16 protein-coding genes and 1 riboswitch are annotated in these 16,902 nt (G+C 69.0%); of the genes, 1 reads left to right on the top strand and 15 read right to left on the bottom strand.

Features of this window, described 5'->3' with window-relative positions:
• Window positions 1–989 (top strand): amidase (locus tag JMF86_RS00975; RefSeq protein ID WP_269189813.1); only part of this gene is annotated, 989 nt, incomplete at its 5' end.
• 107 nt (window positions 990–1,096) lie between these two features.
• Here the strand turns inward: JMF86_RS00975 and metF are convergent.
• The 15 genes from metF to cheD all read right to left on the bottom strand — a co-directional run bounded on the left by metF (window position 1,097) and on the right by cheD (window position 16,872).
• Entirely contained in the window at window positions 1,097–1,927 is an 831-nt protein-coding gene (gene metF / locus JMF86_RS00970; RefSeq protein ID WP_011546700.1) for a methylenetetrahydrofolate reductase [NAD(P)H], read from the bottom strand.
• A 34-nt stretch (window positions 1,928–1,961) separates the two neighbouring features.
• Window positions 1,962–2,315 (bottom strand): phage holin family protein, encoded by a 354-nt coding sequence (locus JMF86_RS00965; protein ID WP_006477367.1) that lies wholly within the window; start codon window positions 2,313–2,315, stop codon window positions 1,962–1,964.
• A gap of 102 nt (window positions 2,316–2,417) precedes the next feature.
• On the bottom strand, window positions 2,418–3,836 hold the full coding sequence (ahcY, locus tag JMF86_RS00960) for an adenosylhomocysteinase (RefSeq protein WP_012327710.1): 1,419 nt from the start codon (window positions 3,834–3,836) through the stop codon (window positions 2,418–2,420).
• A 32-nt stretch (window positions 3,837–3,868) separates the two neighbouring features.
• Window positions 3,869–3,987: riboswitch (S-adenosyl-L-homocysteine riboswitch) on the bottom strand.
• Between the two features lie 114 nt (window positions 3,988–4,101).
• A complete protein-coding gene (locus tag JMF86_RS00955; protein ID WP_011546702.1) occupies window positions 4,102–4,833 on the bottom strand; it encodes an RNA polymerase sigma factor FliA in 732 nt (243 codons plus the stop codon).
• A 25-nt stretch (window positions 4,834–4,858) separates the two neighbouring features.
• A complete protein-coding gene (locus tag JMF86_RS00950) occupies window positions 4,859–5,677 on the bottom strand; it encodes a flagellar biosynthesis protein FlhG (RefSeq protein WP_011546703.1) in 819 nt (272 codons plus the stop codon).
• Window positions 5,670–7,448, bottom strand: coding sequence for a flagellar biosynthesis protein FlhF (gene flhF / locus JMF86_RS00945; protein WP_175809436.1), 1,779 nt, complete (start codon window positions 7,446–7,448; stop codon window positions 5,670–5,672). Before flhF ends, JMF86_RS00950 begins: the two co-directional genes overlap by 8 nt.
• Window positions 7,445–9,547 carry a flagellar biosynthesis protein FlhA gene (gene flhA, locus JMF86_RS00940; protein ID WP_006477362.1) on the bottom strand — a complete coding sequence of 701 codons (2,103 nt, stop codon included), beginning with the start codon at window positions 9,545–9,547 and terminating at the stop codon, window positions 7,445–7,447. Before flhA ends, flhF begins: the two co-directional genes overlap by 4 nt.
• A complete protein-coding gene (gene flhB / locus JMF86_RS00935) occupies window positions 9,544–10,743 on the bottom strand; it encodes a flagellar biosynthesis protein FlhB (protein ID WP_011546705.1) in 1,200 nt (399 codons plus the stop codon). The genes flhA and flhB overlap by 4 nt, the downstream gene beginning before the upstream one ends.
• A gap of 396 nt (window positions 10,744–11,139) precedes the next feature.
• The gene (locus tag JMF86_RS00930; protein WP_011546706.1) at window positions 11,140–11,637 is read right to left on the bottom strand and encodes a VOC family protein; all 498 of its coding nucleotides are present in this window, start codon (window positions 11,635–11,637) and stop codon (window positions 11,140–11,142) included.
• A gap of 162 nt (window positions 11,638–11,799) precedes the next feature.
• The gene (locus JMF86_RS00925) at window positions 11,800–13,050 is read right to left on the bottom strand and encodes a DUF3443 family protein (RefSeq protein ID WP_011546707.1); all 1,251 of its coding nucleotides are present in this window, start codon (window positions 13,048–13,050) and stop codon (window positions 11,800–11,802) included.
• A gap of 16 nt (window positions 13,051–13,066) precedes the next feature.
• Window positions 13,067–13,570, bottom strand: coding sequence for a DUF2844 domain-containing protein (locus JMF86_RS00920; RefSeq protein WP_011546708.1), 504 nt, complete (start codon window positions 13,568–13,570; stop codon window positions 13,067–13,069).
• Window positions 13,571–13,843: 273 nt separating this feature from the next.
• Complete coding sequence (gene cheZ, locus JMF86_RS00915; RefSeq protein ID WP_006477357.1) at window positions 13,844–14,575, bottom strand: protein phosphatase CheZ; 732 nt, start codon at window positions 14,573–14,575, stop codon at window positions 13,844–13,846.
• A 2-nt stretch (window positions 14,576–14,577) separates the two neighbouring features.
• Window positions 14,578–14,973 (bottom strand): chemotaxis response regulator CheY, encoded by a 396-nt coding sequence (gene cheY, locus JMF86_RS00910; RefSeq protein ID WP_006754880.1) that lies wholly within the window; start codon window positions 14,971–14,973, stop codon window positions 14,578–14,580.
• Between the two features lie 67 nt (window positions 14,974–15,040).
• On the bottom strand, window positions 15,041–16,132 hold the full coding sequence (locus tag JMF86_RS00905; protein ID WP_027810841.1) for a chemotaxis response regulator protein-glutamate methylesterase: 1,092 nt from the start codon (window positions 16,130–16,132) through the stop codon (window positions 15,041–15,043).
• The gene (cheD, locus tag JMF86_RS00900; RefSeq protein WP_011694091.1) at window positions 16,129–16,872 is read right to left on the bottom strand and encodes a chemoreceptor glutamine deamidase CheD; all 744 of its coding nucleotides are present in this window, start codon (window positions 16,870–16,872) and stop codon (window positions 16,129–16,131) included. Before cheD ends, JMF86_RS00905 begins: the two co-directional genes overlap by 4 nt.
• Window positions 16,873–16,902 lie beyond the last annotated feature (30 nt).

The following is a 16,902-nucleotide window of genomic DNA, read 5'->3' as shown; positions in this document are numbered from 1 at the left end:
GCATCGTGCCGCTCGCGCATGCGTCCGACGGCGGCGGCTCGATCCGCATTCCGGCGTCGTGCTGCGGGCTGTTCGGCCTGAAGCCGAGCCGCAACCCGGTGCTCGTCGACCTGCCGTCGAACGGCGAACTCGTCGTCCAGCACGCGGTGTCGCGCAGCGTGCGCGACAGTGCGCTGCTGCTCGACGTGACGACCGGCCAGACGTTGCCGCCCGGCGCGCCCGGCACCTTCCTCGGCGCGCTCGATACGCCGCCCGGCCCGCTGCGGATCGGCCTCGTCGTCGATCCGATGCTCGCGCCGGCGCTCGCCGACGACACGCGCGCGGCGCTCGACGACGCGGCCGCGCTGCTCGAATCGCTCGGCCATCACGTCGAACCGGCGACGCTGCAGATCGACTATGCGCGCGCGGCCGAAACCTTCCTCACGCTGTGGGCGACGATCGCCGAAGAAATGGTGCTCGGCGCGCGCGAACTGACCGGCCGCACGCCGCGGCGCGGCGAATTCGAGGCCGCGACCTGGGCGATGGCCGTGGTGGGCCGGCGGCTCGCGCGCACGCGCCTGCCCGACGTGCTCGAATGGCAACGCCAGCTCACCGTGCAGGTCGCCGGTCTCGTGTCGCGTTACGACGCGATCCTGTGCGCATCGCTCGCGGGGCCACCGGTGAAGATCGGCGAACTGCAGCCGACGCCGTTCGAATCCGCGCAGATGAAGCTGGTCGCCGCGCTGCCGGTGAAGCCGCTGCTGAAGGAGATGCTCGCGAAGTCGTCGGAGAAGGCGTTCGCGTGGGCCGGCTGCACCGAGCTGTTCAACCTGACCGGCCAGCCGGCGATGTCGGTGCCGCTGTACTGGAACGCGCGCGGGCTGCCGATCGGCGTGCAGTTCGCCGCGCGCCACGCGGACGAAGCGTTGCTGCTCCGGCTCGCGCGGCAGCTCGAACAGGCGCGGCCGTGGTTCGACCGCCGTCCGCCGCTGATGCAGGCGCAGCGCTGATTCAGCGGCTTCCGCCACGCGGCATGCGCGGCGCTTCACGATAAAAAAAAGCCCCGCCGGCGCAAACCGGCGGGGCTTTCACGCAGGCAACCGCGTGACGGCGCTCGTTACACCGCGAGCCGTTCGCAGATCGTCCGCGTGGCGGTCGCCAAGTTCAACGTGTAGAAGTGCAGCCCCGGCACGCCCGCGTCGATCAGGCGCTGGCACAGGTTCGTGACGACGTCCGCGCCGAACGCGCGGATCGACTCGCGATCGTCGCCGAAGCTCTCGAGCCGGCGCGCGACCCAGCGCGGCACTTCGGCGCCGCACATCTCGGAGAAGCGCATCAGCTGAGAGAAGTTCGTGATCGGCATGATGCCCGGCACGATCGGCACGTCCACCCCCAGCTTGCGCGCATCGTCGACGAAGCGGAAATACGCGTCCGCGTTGAAGAAGTACTGCGTGATCGCGGAATTCGCGCCGGCTTTCACCTTGCGCGCGAAATTCTCGAGATCGGCCTTCGGCGAGCGCGATTGCGGGTGGTACTCCGGATAACCGGCAACCTCGATGTGGAACCAGTCGCCATGCTCGGCGCGGATGAAGCTGACGAGCTCGGACGCATAGCGCAGCTCGCCGACCTCGCCCATCCCCGACGGCAGGTCACCGCGCAGCGCGACGATGTGCCGGATGCCGTGCGAGCGGTACTGGTCGAGGATCGCGCGCAGGCTGTCGCGCGACGAGCCGATGCACGACAGGTGCGGCGCGGCCTCGAGGCCGTCCTTCTGCATGTCGAGCACGGTATCGAGCGTGCCCTGCTGCGTCGAGCCACCGGCGCCGAACGTCACGGAGACGAATTTCGGCTTCAGCGGCAGCAGCTGCGCGCGCGTGGCGCGCAGCTTTTCGACGCCGTCCGCCGTCTTCGGCGGGAAGAATTCAAACGAGAGTTCGATCGGTTTCATGATTCGATGGGGTTGGGCCTGCGCCCGCCGGCCCTCAGCCGATGTCGCGCTGGCCGAAGATCAGGGCGGACAGCAGCCACGACACGATGCTGTACAGGATCGAACCGAAGAACGCGGACCAGAACCCCGACACCTCGAAGCCCTTCAGCAGCGACGACGCGAACCAGAAGCACAGCGCGTTCACGACGAGGATGAACACCCCGAGCGTGACGATCGTGACGGGCAGCGTCAGCAGGATCAGCACCGGCCGGATCACCGTGTTGATCAGCCCGAGCACGACCGCGATGATCAGCGCGGTGCCGAAGCTCTTGATGTGGATCGACGGCACGAGGTACGTGATGATCAGCAGCGCCAGCGCGTTGATGACCCAGGTGAGGATGACGCTCATGGAGGGCTCCGGTTCGGTTGTCGATCGGTACGATCGGTGAGCGCCGCCGCGCCGTGCGCCCGCAACGGGCGCGCGGCGCGACGGCGGCAGCGCATCAGTACATCAGTAGCGGTAGTGGTTCGGCTTGAACGGGCCGTCCTTCTGCACGCCGATGTACGAAGCCTGCTCGTCCGACAGCACCGACAGGTTCGCGCCGATGCGCGCCAGGTGCAGGCGCGCGACCTTTTCATCGAGATGCTTCGGCAGCACGTACACCTTGTTCTCGTACTGCTCGCCGCGCGTGAACAGTTCGATCTGTGCGAGCGTCTGGTTCGCGAACGAGTTCGACATCACGAACGACGGGTGGCCGGTCGCGCAGCCGAGGTTCACGAGGCGGCCTTCGGCCAGCAGGATCACGCGCTTGCCGTCCGGGAAGATGATGTGGTCGACCTGCGGCTTGATGTTTTCCCACTGGTACTGGCGCGTCGACGCAACGTCGATTTCCGAGTCGAAGTGGCCGATGTTGCAGACGATCGCGTTGTGACGCATCGCCTTCATGTGATCGTGGTTGATCACGTGGTAGTTGCCGGTCGCCGTCACGAAGATGTCGGCCTTGTCGGCCGCGTATTCCATCGTCACGACGCGGTAGCCTTCCATCGCCGCCTGCAGCGCGCAGATCGGATCGATTTCGGTGACCCACACGGTCGCGCCCAGGCCGCGCAGCGACTGCGCGCAGCCCTTGCCCACGTCGCCGTAGCCCGCGACGACCGCGACCTTGCCCGCGATCATCACGTCGGTCGCGCGCTTGATGCCGTCGACGAGCGATTCACGGCAGCCGTACAGGTTGTCGAACTTCGACTTCGTGACCGAATCGTTCACGTTGAACGCCGGGAACGGCAGGCGGCCGTCCTTTTCCATCTGGTACAGGCGGTGCACGCCGGTCGTGGTCTCTTCGGTCACGCCCTTGATGTGCGCGAGGCGCTTCGAGTACCAGTTCGCGTCGACGTCGAGGTGGGCCGCGATCGACTTGTACAGCGCGACTTCTTCCTCGTTGGTCGGCTTCGCGATCACCGAACGGTCCTTCTCGGCCTTCGAGCCGAGGATCAGCAGCAGCGTTGCGTCGCCGCCGTCGTCCAGGATCATGTTCGCGAATTCGCCGTTCGGCCATTCGAAGATGCGGTGCGAGAACTCCCAGTATTCGTCGAGCGATTCGCCCTTGAACGCGAACACCGGCGTGCCGGCTTCGACGATCGCGGCGGCCGCGTGATCCTGGGTCGAGAAGATGTTGCACGATGCCCAGCGCACGTCCGCGCCGAGCGCCTTCAGCGTCTCGATCAACACGCCCGTCTGGATCGTCATGTGCAGCGAACCGGCGATGCGCGCGCCCTTCAGCGGCTGCTGCGCCTTGTATTCGTCGCGGATCTGCACGAGGCCCGGCATTTCGGTCTCGGCGATGTTGAGTTCCTTGCGGCCCCAGCCGGCCAGCGCCATGTCGGCGACGACGTAATCGTGGGAAGCCTTGGAATCGATAATGGCGTTCATCACGCCCTCCTTTCTAAAAAGTTTCTAGATTGGTGACGTGAGCGCCGTTCAGGAAGCGGGGCCGGCGCGAAAAAAATCGCCGCACGGCTGCTTGGTGAAGCTCTCCGAGCCTGGCGGACACGGATGGTCCGTCGCAACGCTCCTCGGAAAACGGAGGGGATTGTAGCAAATCGGCGCGCGAAATGCGCAAGGACGACGCGTAGGCACGCGACGCGCGCGGCGCCGGCGCGCGCGGCCGTCGGCAAAGGGTCGGAACTTCTTCGGGTCAGGACTCCGCGCCGACCCACGCCTGCTCGCGCAGCCGGGCGCGCAGGCGTGCGACGGCCTGGCTGTGCAGCTGGCACACGCGCGATTCGCTCACTTCGAGCACCGCGCCGATCTCGCGCAGATTCAGACCCCGTTCGTAGTACAGCGACATCAGCAGCTTCTCGCGCTCCGGCAGCCGCTCGATCGCCTCGACGAGCGCCTCGCGCAGGTGATCGTCGAGCAGCGCCGACAACGGATCGGCGTGATCGACGCGATAGCGGTCGAGGAACGGCTCGTCGTCGGCCGCGCGGTCGAAATCCTCGTAATAGATGAGCTGGCTGCCGTGCAGGTCCTGCAGCATCCCCTGGTATTCGTCGAGCGGCATGTTCAGGTGCTGCGCGATCTCGGTCTCGCTCGCCGAGCGGCCGAGGTGCTGCTCGACCTGGTGCACCGCGTGCTCGACCTCGCGCGACGTCTTGCGCAGGCTGCGCGGCAGCCAGTCGTTGCTGCGCAACTCATCGAGCATCGCGCCGCGGATGCGCTGCGTCGCGTAGGTCTCGAACTGCGCGCCCTGATCTTCCTTGTAGCGGCCGGCCGCGTCCATCAGGCCGATCATGCCGGCCTGGATCAGGTCGTCGAGATCGACGCTCGCCGGCATCTTCGCGACGAGCTGCAGCCCGAGGCGGCGCACGAGCGGCGCGTATTGCGCGAGCACGTCGGCCTGGGACATCTTTCCTTGAGCGTTGTACATCGTGGCTCTCTCCTTCGGGTGGCGCTCACGCGGCGTGTGCCGCGCCCGCCTCATACGACGGCTTGCCGCCGGCGTGGACCGCGCGGCCCGCACCCGAACGCGGGCGCATCGGCCAGTACAACAAATCGGCGGCAATCTGCCGGTAATCGCGCGCGGCAGGCGACGACGGGAACGCGTCGACCACCGCATGCATCAGTTCGCGGGCGTGCTCGACGAGCGGATCGGCGCTCACGCAGCCCGCATCGGCGATCGATACGGTCAGGTAGCGGCTCGCGACGCCCGCGAGGTTGTCGAAGGCCGTCTTCGCGTCCGCGTGGCTGCCGACCTGGTTGGTCAGCACGCGGAACTGCGCGAACGCGTGCGCGAAATGCAGCCGCTTCATGCACGCGTACGCCTCGGTGATCGCCTGCGCGGCGACCCGCGTGACGACCAGCACGTCGTGCGCTTCGCGCGCGAGCGCCGAGAACGACCCGTCGGCGCCGAGCTGCGCGTCGACGAGGACGATATCGGCCGGGCCGTCGATGAAGTCGCTCAGTTGCGCGTCGCTGTAGCCGGCGCGCGCGAGCCGCGCGGCGCCGCACAGGCCGAAGCCGGCCGCCACCCGCGTGCGTTCGCCATCGCGCAGCCACGCGCCGGCGAGCGTCGCGCTGGCCGAATGCACGTCGGCGCGCTCGTCGACGACGAGCACGTCCTTGCCGAGCGACGCGAGCGCCGCCGCGAGATTCACCACGGTGGACGTGCAGCCGACGCCCGCCGGCCCACCCGTCACCGCGACGATACGCGACGCGCGCCCGGCGAGCAGGCGCCGCAGCCCTTCGGCCTGATCGATGATCCGTTTATCCAAATCGCACCTCGTGCAGCTCGGCGGTGGAACGTGCGGTCAGTGCGGAAAGCAGCGTCGGCATGTCCTCGTCTTGCGGCACGAAGGGCGAGCCGTCGCGCGGCACACAGAACGCGCTCTTCAGCAGGAATTTGGTCGACGCGACGTACAGGTTCTCCGGCACCTTCTGGCCGGTCGACACGTAGTGGACCGGCAGCTTGTAGCGGATCACCGTGTCGAGCACGCCGCCGAGGTGGGTCGCCTCGTCGAGCTTCGTGAGGATGCAGCCGGCGAGATCCGGGTGATCGCCCGCGCTGCGGTACGCCTGCACGACTTCGTTCAGCGTGTCGCCGTGGCTCGTCGCGTTGAGCAGCAGCAGGCGCTGCACCGGCGCGTTCGCGCCGTGCAGCATCGCGATCTGGTCGGACACCGCGCGGTCGCGCTGGCTCATGCCGATCGTGTCGATCAGCACGATGTGCTTGTTGCGCAGCTCGGACAGCGCGAGCGCGAGATCGCCCGCATCCTTCACCGCATGCACCGGCACGCCGAGGATCTTGCCGAAGATGCGCAGTTGCTCGTGGCCGCCGATCCGGTAGCTGTCGGTGGTCAGCAGCGCGACCTTGCTCGCGCCGAAGCGCATCACGCAGCGCGCGGCCAGCTTCGCGGTGGTGGTCGTCTTGCCGACGCCCGTCGGCCCCATCAGCGCGAACACGCCGCCGCGCTCCATCAGCGCGTCCTCGCTGTCGAGCACCGGCAGGTTCGACGCGAGCACCGACTGCGCCCATTCGGCGGCCTGCTCGAAGGTCTGCGCGTCGTCGCCGGACGGCAGGTTGTCGACCAGCATCCGCACCAGTTGCGCGGAAAAGCCCGCCGCGAACAGGTGCTTCGTCAGCGCGCCGTGAACGGCGCTGCGGCGCTGGCGGTCGTGCCACATCAGGCTGTCGAACTGCTCTTGCATCATCCCGCGCAGCTCGCCCAGCTCCTGCATCACGGTGTCGTTGACGATCCGCTCGATGCGCGACTTCACCGCGTCGGCCACCGCGGCGGCCGCGTCGGACGACAGGCGCGTGCGTTCGGCCGTCTTGGCGGCGTACGCGGCGCCCGTGTCGGGGGCGCGCCGCGCGGCGGCCGGCGCGCCGGCGGGCGGCATCCGGCGTTCTGCGTCGCGCACGATGTCGCGTGCCCAGTCGGGCGGCGTCGCGCCGGCTGCGGGCTGCGGCGCGCTCGCCTGCGGCTCGGCAGGCGCCTGCGCTCGGGCGATCAGCGCGTCGCGCTGCTGCGTGAGGCGCTTCGCGTGCTCGACCAGCCACGGTGCGGGTTCGGAAGTGGCGGCCGGCGATCCGGGGGCCGGCCATCCGGCGGCCGGCGATCCGGCGGTCGGTGCTGCGATCGACGGCGCGGCCGCGGCGGGCGCGTCAGCCTCGATCGACGAACGATGCGCATCCGCCTCTTGCGCGTCGGCGCTCGCGCCGAACACGGACGAGAACACGTCCGGCAGCCCGCCTTCGCCCGCCGCATACGGATTGACGGCCGGGCGCGGTGCGATGCCGGGGCGCGACACGATCCCCGGCACGGCGGCGGCCGGCACGGATTCCGGCACGCGCGACGGGGCGACGCGCGGACGCGCGGCCGGCGGCGCCACCGCGGCCAGATCCGAATCGGCGAGTGCAACGATTTCGACACTGCCGTCATCGAGCGTGCGGTTCGACAGCACGACCGCGTCGGCGCCGAGCGCCTCGCGCACGAGACGAAGTGCGTCGCGGCTCGTTGCGCCGGTGAATTTGCGAATGTTCAAGCGGAACCCCCGATGACGTTAACGACTTTGATCGTGCGTGTGTCCGGCACTTCGGCATACGACAGCACTTTCAATTGCGGCAGGCTGCGGCGCAGGAAGCGCGCGAGCATCGCGCGCAGCGCGTGCTGCACCAGCAGCACCGGCGGCAGCCCGAGATTCTGTTGACGCAGCATCGCTTGCTGCGTGCCGGTCAGAAGGTTGTGCGCAAGGCCGGGCTCGAGGCCCGGGTTCGCGCCGGTGGCGAGCGCCTGCGACAGCACGCGCTCCAGATTCGCGTCGAGGCCCATCACCTGCATTTCGCCGTTGCCCGGATACCACTGCTGCGTGATCGCGCGGCCGAGCGAGAGCCGCACCGCGGCCGTGATCTCGAACGCGTCGCCGCGGCCCGCATGCTCGGACACGGCCTCGAGGATCGTACGCATGTCGCGGATCGGCACGCCTTCCTCGAGCAGGTTCTGCAGCACTTTCTGCAGCGTGGTGAGCGAGATCGTCTTCGGCACGAGGTCCTCGACGAGCGACGGCGCGTCCTTGCCGGTGCGCTCGACGAGCGCCTGCACTTCCTGGCGGCCGAGCAGCTCGGCCGCGTGCTGGACGACGAGATGGTTCAGATGCGTCGCGACCACCGTGCTCGCGTCGACCACCGTGTAGCCGTACACCTGCGCCTGCTCGCGCAGCGCGACGTCGATCCACACGGCCGGCAGCCCGAACGCGGGGTCCTGCGTGACGGCGCCCGGCAGCGCGGCCGTCACCTGGCCCGGGTTGATCGCGAGCCACTGGCCCGGGAACACTTCGCCCGCGCCGATCTCGACGCCCTTCAGCGCGATCCGGTACGCGTTCGGCCGCAGTTCGAGGTTGTCGCGGATATGGATCACCGGCGGCAGGAAGCCGATTTCCTGCGCGAATTTCTTGCGGATGCTCTTGATGCGCTTGAGCAGCTCGCCGTCGCTGTTCTTGTCGACCAGCGGGATCAGCCGGTAGCCGACTTCGAGGCCGAGCGGGTCGATCAGCTGCACGTCGTCCCAGGTCGCTTCGTGGCTGTCGGCCGGCAGCACCGCGGGCGGTGCGATGTCGGTCACGTCGCCGGCCGCCTTGCGCGCCGCCGCACGCTTGGTCTGGGTGCGCGCCAGCCAGATCGCGCCGCCGCCGAGCGCGAGGAACGCGAAGTGCGGCATCCCCGGGATCAGCCCCATCAGCACGATGATCGCGCCGGTGATGTTCAGCACGCGCGGGTTCGTGAACAGCTGGCCGGTGATTTGCGTGCCGATGTCCTCGTCGGTCGCGACGCGCGACACGATCACGCCGGCCGCGGTCGAGATCACGAGCGACGGGATCTGCGCGACGAGGCCGTCGCCGATCGTCAGCAGCGTGTAGTTGGTGCCGGCCGCGGCGAAGCTCATGTCGTGCTGCACCATCCCGACGATCAGCCCGCCGATCACGTTGATCGCCATGATGATCAGGCCGGCGATCGCGTCGCCGCGCACGAACTTCGATGCGCCGTCCATCGACCCGTAGAACTCGGCTTCCTGCGACACGGCGAGGCGGCGCTTGCGGGCCTGCTCCTCGTTGATGAGGCCGGCGTTGAGATCCGCGTCGATCGCCATCTGCTTGCCGGGCATCGCGTCGAGCGTGAAGCGCGCGGACACTTCGGCGATCCGCCCCGCGCCCTTCGTGATCACCATGAAGTTGATGATCATCAGGATCACGAACACGACGATGCCGACCGCGAAGTTGCCGCCCACGAGGAAGTGGCCGAACGCCTCGATCACCTGGCCGGCCGCGTCGGGGCCGGTGTGGCCTTCGAGCAGCACGACGCGCGTCGACGCGACGTTCAGCGACAGGCGCAGGAGCGTCGAGAACAGCAGCACGCTCGGGAACGCCGCGAAGTCGAGCGGCTTCATCGTGTACATGCTGACGAGCAGCACCATCACCGACAGCGCGATGTTGAAGGTGAACAGCAGATCCAGCAGCATCGGCGGCAGCGGCAGGATCATCATCCCCAGGATCATGCAGATGAGGATCGGGCCCGCGAGCGCGCGCAGGTTCGTGCCTGCCAGCACGTTCGGGCGCTTCGCGAACAGGCCGGTGGTCGGGGTGCTCATGCTGCGTTCCCTTGCTTGCCGAGGGTGTCCTCGGCTTCTTCACGCTCGTCGTCGGCGGCGACCGACGTGCCCTTGTCGAGTTCGGCCGGCACGTCGAGATCGACCGGCATCGCCGGGAACGCGCCGCCTTCCGAACGGAAGCGCTTGAGCTGGTAGACCCACGCGAGCACTTCGGCGACCGCCGAGTACAGCGAACCGGGGATCTCGCGCTCGAGTTCGACGTTGTGATACAGCGCACGCGCGAGCGGCGGCGCTTCGAGCAGCGGCACGTTGTGCTCGGCCGCGAGTTCGCGGATGCGCGCGGCGACGAGGTTCACGCCCTTCGCGACGACCTTCGGCGCGCGCATCTCGCCATCCGTGTATTGCAGCGCGACCGCGAAGTGCGTCGGGTTCGTGACGACCACGTCGGCCTTCGGCACGGCCGCCATCATCCGGCGGCGGGCGATCGCGCGCTGCTGCTGGCGAATCCGCCCCTTCACGTGCGGATCGCCTTCGTTCTCGCGATGCTCGCGCTTCACTTCTTCCTTCGTCATGCGCAACTTCTTGTTGTACTGCCAGAGTTGGTAAGGCACGTCGAGCCCGGCGACGACCAGCATCCCGGCGACCGTCGTGCCGCAGCACACGGCGACCAGATGCAGCGCATCGGGCAGCGCGGCGCCGAGCGGCTGCGTCGCGAGGCCGAGCAGTTCGTCCTTGCTGCGCCAGATCGCGATGCCGCCGATCCCGCCGACGACCAGCGTCTTCGCGATCGACATCCCGAGCTGGATCGGCCCCTGGATCGAGAAGATCCGGCCGAGGCCCGAGATCGGGTTCAGGCGGTCGAACTTCAGCTCGAACGTCTTTTGCGAAATCAGCCAGCCGCCGAGCGCCATCGGCGCGAGCAGCGCGGCGACGCCGGTGAGCGCGAGGAGCGGCAGCAACGCGGCGAAGCCTTCGAGGCTCGCGCTGCCGGCCGCCGACAGCATCCGGTGGGTGTCGAACGCGGTCGCGCGATCGAACGTGAACGCGCCGCGCAGCATCGCCTGCAGATGCGCGCCCGACGGGCCCGCGAGCAACCATGCGCCGTAGAACCCCGCCGCGAGCAGCGCGAACGAAGCCAGTTCGCGCGAACGCGCGACCTGCCCCTCCTCGCGCGCCTTCTCGCGGCGCCTGGGAGTGGCGGCTTCGGTCTTGTCGAGATCGCTCTCGTCTGCCACGGGGCCTCCAGTCGGGTACGGCGGAATGCCGCTTTCCAGTGCCACCGATTATTCATGGAGGCGTCAAACGCCGATCGGTCGAGCAAAGCCGGGAAAGGGGGGTATTTCGGAGAATCGGGCGAACCGCCGCGAACGCGGCTGGAGCGGGGGCGGAACGCCGCGCGGCGCGGCGGGAAAACAGGGCGGCCGGCGCGTCGGCGAAGCGGCGACGGCCAGCGGGACCGCGGCGGCGCGATGCGGGGGAACGGTGCACCGGCGGCCGGGAAAGGCGGGAAATCGGCCTCGACGCAACGATGTCGCGCATCGGAACGAAACGGCCGGCCGCCGGCCTTGAGCGGCCCGACCGACCGAAGCGGCCTCGGGCCTGTTCACGCCGACAACGGGCTTGCGCTGACCCTAGCCGGCCGCCGCCCGCTGCAGCGCGCCGAGATCGAGCTTCTTCATCGTCATCACCTGCGCCATCACGCGCTCGGCGCGGGCCGGGTCGCCGGTCATCAGCTCGGCCATCTGCACGGGCACGACCTGCCACGACACGCCGAAGCGGTCGCGCAGCCAGCCGCATTGCTGCGCGCGCTCGTCGCCGCCTTCGGACAGGCGCGCCCAGTAATGGTCGATCTCGGCCTGGTCGCGGCAGTTGACGACGAACGACACGGCCGGCGTCATCTGGAACACGGGGCCGCCGTTCAGCGCGACGAACGCCTGCCCGTCGAGCTCGAACGCCACGGTCATCACCGCGCCCTCGGCGTTGCCGGACGCGTGCGCGCCGGCCTTGCCGTAGCGCGCGACGTGCACGATGCGCGCGTTGTCGAACACCGATACGTAGAAACCGGCCGCCGCCTCGGCGTCGCGGTCGAACCACAGGAACGGCGTGATGCGCTGGATACGCGGGTTCATGGCGCTGTCTCCTCGATGTCGTGCCGGCACCGGTGCCGGTCTTACATCGTAGACGCTACGCCGGCGCCCGGCAGCGCGCCGGTCCGTAGCCTCAAGGCCGCCGGGCCGAAAAAAAGGGGGCGATCGCTCGCCCCCCTCGTTCCTGCGTCCGGCCGTGCCGCGTCAGAACGCGACGAACGGCTGCGGGCCGCCGCTCGCGGTCTTGTCCATCCCGAAGTAGATCGTCTTGCCGTAGAAGTGCGGCATGCCGATGTCGAGCCAGCTGGACGAGCCGAACGGGCCCGCGATGTCGTTGAACGCGAACGTGGACGAGTTCGAGAACAGCGCATCGGCGTTGGCGACCGGCATCGACACGGTGCCCGACGCGCCGTTCTGCCCGCTCAACGTGGCCGAATAGGTGGTCGTCGCCGACGGGCAGTAGAACTCCGTATTCCGCGTGCACGGTTGCGACGTCGACGTCGAATCGTTGAAGAAATACGCGTTCGAGCCGGTATCGAAGAACGCGGTCACGCTGCGCCCCTGGAACGTCGCACTGACGTCGCCGGTCGTGGTCGACCTCATCACCGTCTTGCCGTCCAGGTTCGGCAGGCCGAACGTCAGCGTGCCGGTCGCGCTTGCCTGCCCGTTGTCGGAGATGGCCGGCATCTGCACGCTCACCCCGTCGTTGTTCGCGAACCGATGCACCGGATTCGCCACCTGCTGCGCCAGCGGCACGAGCGCGACCGTGCAGCGCGCGTTGTCGCCGTTCGGGCACGCGTAGTAGTTGTTGCTCGTCGACGTCGACGTGGCGCAGGTCGTGCCGCAGTCGTACGGCGCCGGCCCGATGCCGAGGATGCCGTTCGCGCCGAGCGCGCCGGTCGAGTTGGCCGACGCGCCGCCGTTCGTGCATGAACTCGGTACGTTGGTCGTGCCGAGGTCGCCGATGATCTGCACGGGCAGCGAGCTCGCCTGCTCGGTGCCGATCGACAGGTCGACGGTGCGCACCGAGCCCCACGTGTAGCTCGACACGAACTTGCCGCATTCGGCGACCGGCGCGCCACCGCTCGTCACCTGCGGCAGGCTGTCGTGCACGCCCGCCACCGCGCTGCCGACGAGCCGCAGCCCGTAGGACGCGGTATCGACGAGCACGTTGTTGACGATCTGGCAGTTCGACGTGCCCGGCACGCAGATCTTCAGGCTGATGGTCGGGATGTTGATCACGTTCGCGGCGCCGGCGCCGACCGTGACGACGGCCGTGTTGCCGCTGTTGCCGTCGGACCCGCCCGAGCCGTTGCCGCCCGTATTGCCGGCATTGCCGCCGTTGCCCGAACCGCCGCCGCCATCGCCGCCGCCGCATGCCGTCACGAGCACGGCCGTCGCGGCCAGGAGGCCCAGCACGCCGAGCCAGCGCTTGAATGTACGAGGAATGCTCAAGATCGCTCTCCCGCTGTCACTGGATATCGGTGCCGGCCACGCCGGCGGGCAGCGCCGACGGCAGCCACGCCTGGCCGGAGAAGGCGCCCATATGGCCGCCCGTCCGGATCACGAGGCCGCTCGTCTCGACCGCCACCGGCGCGCGCCAGCCGCGCGCCCGGTGCGCCGCCTGGACGCCGGCGGTGTACTGCGGGAAATAGCTGCCGAGCAGCGACGCGAGATCCGGCATCGTCGGCCCGCGCCACGCGAGGCCGAACACGCTGCCGGCGGCCGACGTGTATTCGTGGATGACGGTGCCCGATCCGAGCGTGATCTCGCGGACGGTATAGGCGGCCGTGCTGGCCTGCGCGCCGTCCGCCGAGCGCATGGCGCGCTGCAGCGCGCGCACGGTGGCGGCCTGATCGTCCGCCGGCGGCGACATCGGCGCGCCGCCCAGTTCCGCATGTGCGTGGACGGCCCACAGCACACCCATTGCAGCCGTCGCGTGCGCGACGGTCCAGCCCAAGCGTTTCAGCTTCACGTTCCCCCCCAAGGGACTGGCTTCGTTGCCGACGGCGCCGCCGTCGGCACGCGCCGCCTGCCAACTTATGAATCTTACGAATGAGACGCTACGTTGCTGCTGACGCGTAGTATGCCTGCGGAGTGTGGCGAAGTGTCAATTCGACGCAGGATGACACCGCGCCGCGCAAGCGCGGCGGGCGGGAGAACGAGGCGGGAAAGGGGAATGCGCGCATCGGCGGCCCCGCGGGGCGGGGCGCCCGGCAACCGGGCGCGCGGATGCGCCGCGGCAGGATCAGAAGCCGAGGCTCGCGAGCAGATCGTCGACCTGCCCCTGGTCCTGAACGACGTCGGATTTGCCTTCCGGCGCGATCTGCGGGCCGTTCAGCAGCGATTCGGGGCTGCCGGTCGCGCTCATCTGCTCGGCCGCCAGCGCGGCCGCGGTGGCCGCGAACTGCTCGCGCCGCTCCGGCGCGATGTTCTCGACGAGCACGGTGAGGAGCTGCTGCTCGATCAGGTAGACCATGTCCATGATCTTCTTGATCACCTGCCCGGTCAGATCCTGGAAATCCTGCGCGAGCATGATCTCGAGCAGTTGCGCGCGGGTCGCCGACGTCGACTCGGGCAGCGTGCGCAGGAACGTGCGCGTATCGTCCATCAGCTCGCGCACTTCCGCGTGCTCGATCGGCGCGGCATACCACTGCGCCCAGCGCGCGTCGAGCGCCTCGGCTTCGTTCTGGATACGCTCCTGCACCGGCTTCGCGATCTCGATCGCATTCAGCACGCGCTCGGCGGCCTGTTCGGTCATCGTCGCGACGTAGCGCAGCCGGTCGCGCGCATCGGGCACGGCTTCCGCCGCGCGCTCGACATGCTTGTCGAGCCCGAGCTCGCGCATCGAATCGCGCAGCGTGCGCGTGACGTGGCCGATGCGCGCGAGGATCCGGTCGCTCGCGTAATCGGCGCCTTCGGCATGGCCGTCGGCGTTGATCGCCGCGCCGGCGAGCGCCGCATGGATCGGCTCGTTCACGTTCAGCTCCCGGCCTTGGCCATCTTGTCGATGATCTTGTTCAGCTTCTCGTCGAGCGTCGCGGCCGTGAACGGTTTCACGACGTAGCCGCTCGCGCCGGCCTGGGCGGCCGCGATGATGTTCTCCTTCTTCGACTCGGCCGTGACCATCAGCACCGGCAGGTGCGTGAGCGTCGCGTCCGCGCGGATTTCCTTCAGCATCGCGAGGCCGTCGAGGTTCGGCATGTTCCAGTCCGAGATCACGAAGTCGAAGCCGCCGCCGCGCAGCCGCGCGAGGCCGGCCGCGCCGTCCTCCGCCTCATCGACGTTCGTGTAGCCCAGTTCCTTGAGCAGGTTGCGGACGATCCGGCGCATCGTCGGGAAATCGTCCACCACCAGGATTTTCATGCTCTTGTCCATCGTCGTTCCTTTCCAGATTCGTTTCCGTCGAGGCGCGTATCGTGGCACGCGCCCCGTGACATTCCATTCACACGCGCTGCACGCGGTCGCCCATCGTCGCCAGGCGCGCCATCACGCGGCGGCTCATGTCGGCGAGCGGTGCGACCTCGTCCGCGCCGCCGAGCGCGATCGCCTCGCGCGGCATCCCGAACACGATACAGCTCGCTTCGTCCTGCGCGAACGTGTGAGCGCCCGCGCGTTTCATTTCCAGCAGGCCGGCCGCGCCGTCGCGGCCCATCCCGGTGAGGATCACGCCGATCGCGTTCTTGCCCGCGTGCGTCGCCGCCGAGCGGAACAGCACGTCGACCGACGGGCGGTGCCGGTTCACCGGCGGCTCGTCCGACAGTTGCGCAATATAGTTCGCGCCGCTTCTCGCGAGCAACAGGTGCGCATGGCCCGGCGCGATGTACGCATGGCCCGGCAGCACGCGTTCGCCGTGCTCGGCTTCCTTCACCGCGATCCGGCACAGGCCGTTCAGCCGCTGCGCGAACGATTTCGTGAAGCCGGGCGGCATGTGCTGCGCGATCAGCACGGCCGGCGCATCCGGCGGCAGCGGCGTCAGCACTTCGCGGATCGCCTCGGTGCCGCCCGTCGACGCGCCGATGATGATCAGCTTCTCGGTACTGACGAGCGGGTTGTTGATCATCGGCGCGGCCGCGGCGCTGTCCGCCGAGCGCGCGGCGGCCTGCGGCTGCGGCGCCTGGCGCACGCGCGCGCGCGACGCCGCGCGGATCTTGTCGGCGAGCTTTTCCGCGTAGTCGAGCATCCCGTCGCGAATCCCGACGCGCGGCTTCGTGACGAAATCCACCGCGCCGAGTTCGAGCGCGCGCAGCGTGATTTCCGAGCCGCGCTCGGTCAGCGACGACACCATCACGACCGGCATCGGCCGCAGGCGCATCAGCTTCTCGAGGAAGTCGAGCCCGTCCATGCGCGGCATTTCGACGTCGAGCGTGAGCACGTCGGGGTTGTGCTGCTTGATGAGCTCGCGCGCGACGAGCGGATCGGGCGCGGTCGCGACCACCGTCATGTCGGGCTGGCTGTTGATGATCTCGGTCATCAGGCTGCGGATCAGCGCCGAATCGTCGACGCACAACACTTTGATCTTCTGCACTGCGGTCAGGCCTCCTGCTTTCTTGATAGGTTCGCGGCATACGGGCTCCCGGCCGAGGGGCTCCCGGCGCCCGGCGCCGTGCCGCGCCCGCCGAACAGCTCGATGCGCGGGCGCGCCGGTTGCGGCGCGGCAGGCCGCTTCGCGGCGAACAGCTCGACCTGCGCGCGAGTCCGTGCGGCGCGGAGGCGATCGGCCTCGCGCGCGAGCGCGGCTTCGCGCTCGGTCACGCCCGGCACCTGCAGCCGCAACTTCTTCACCATCGCGCGCCCGCTGTGCGGCATGAACGCGACCTTGCGCGGATGCACGCCCTGCAGGTCTTCCGCGGTGATGCGGATGCGCTCCAGCGCGAGATAGCGGCGCACGAAATCCGCGTTGCGATCGCCGATGTTGATCGTCGTCATCCCGGCCAGCACGGCCGCGCCGCCGAACACCTTCGCCTCGAAGCGCTCGCGGCGCCCGCCGGCCTTGATCAGCTCGTTGATCAGCACTTCCATCGCATACGCGCCGTAGCGCATCGATTCCGACGCGGCCGCGCCCGGATCGGCGCCGTCGTCCGGTAGCATGAAATGGTTCATCCCGCCGATGCCCGCGTACGGGTCGTGCAGGCACGCGGCGACGCACGAGCCGAGCACGGTCATCAGCACCATGTCCTCGGCGGTCGTGTAGAACTCGTTCGGCAACAGCTTCACGCCGGGGCGCTCGAAGTGGTTGTCGAAGTAGCGATTGGTCGCGATCGGCAGGGCGCTCATCCGCGCTCTCCATAGGCCGGCGCGCCGCCC

Origin of the sequence: Burkholderia sp. E168m15, from assembly GCF_016586105.1 — a bacterium.
Taxonomy (GTDB): Bacteria; Pseudomonadota; Gammaproteobacteria; order Burkholderiales; family Burkholderiaceae; genus Burkholderia; species Burkholderia orbicola.
The sequence above is the reverse complement of the archived record's forward strand: the minus strand, read 5'-3'. Positions and strand labels throughout refer to the sequence as shown.

Bases quoted from the DNA above. Each gene is read 5' to 3' on its own strand.
- JMF86_RS00955 (WP_011546702.1), bottom strand. From the start codon at position 4,833: ATGTACAACGCTCAAGGAAAGATGTCCCAGGCCGACGTGCTCGCGCAA.
- JMF86_RS00930 (WP_011546706.1), bottom strand. From the start codon at position 11,637: ATGAACCCGCGTATCCAGCGCATCACGCCGTTCCTGTGGTTCGACCGC.
- metF (WP_011546700.1), bottom strand. From the start codon at position 1,927: ATGAAACCGATCGAACTCTCGTTTGAATTCTTCCCGCCGAAGACGGCG.
- cheY (WP_006754880.1), bottom strand. From the start codon at position 14,973: ATGGACAAGAGCATGAAAATCCTGGTGGTGGACGATTTCCCGACGATG.
- cheD (WP_011694091.1), bottom strand. From the start codon at position 16,872: ATGAGCGCCCTGCCGATCGCGACCAATCGCTACTTCGACAACCACTTC.
- JMF86_RS00965 (WP_006477367.1), bottom strand. From the start codon at position 2,315: ATGAGCGTCATCCTCACCTGGGTCATCAACGCGCTGGCGCTGCTGATC.
- ahcY (WP_012327710.1), bottom strand. From the start codon at position 3,836: ATGAACGCCATTATCGATTCCAAGGCTTCCCACGATTACGTCGTCGCC.
- flhA (WP_006477362.1), bottom strand. From the start codon at position 9,547: ATGAGCACCCCGACCACCGGCCTGTTCGCGAAGCGCCCGAACGTGCTG.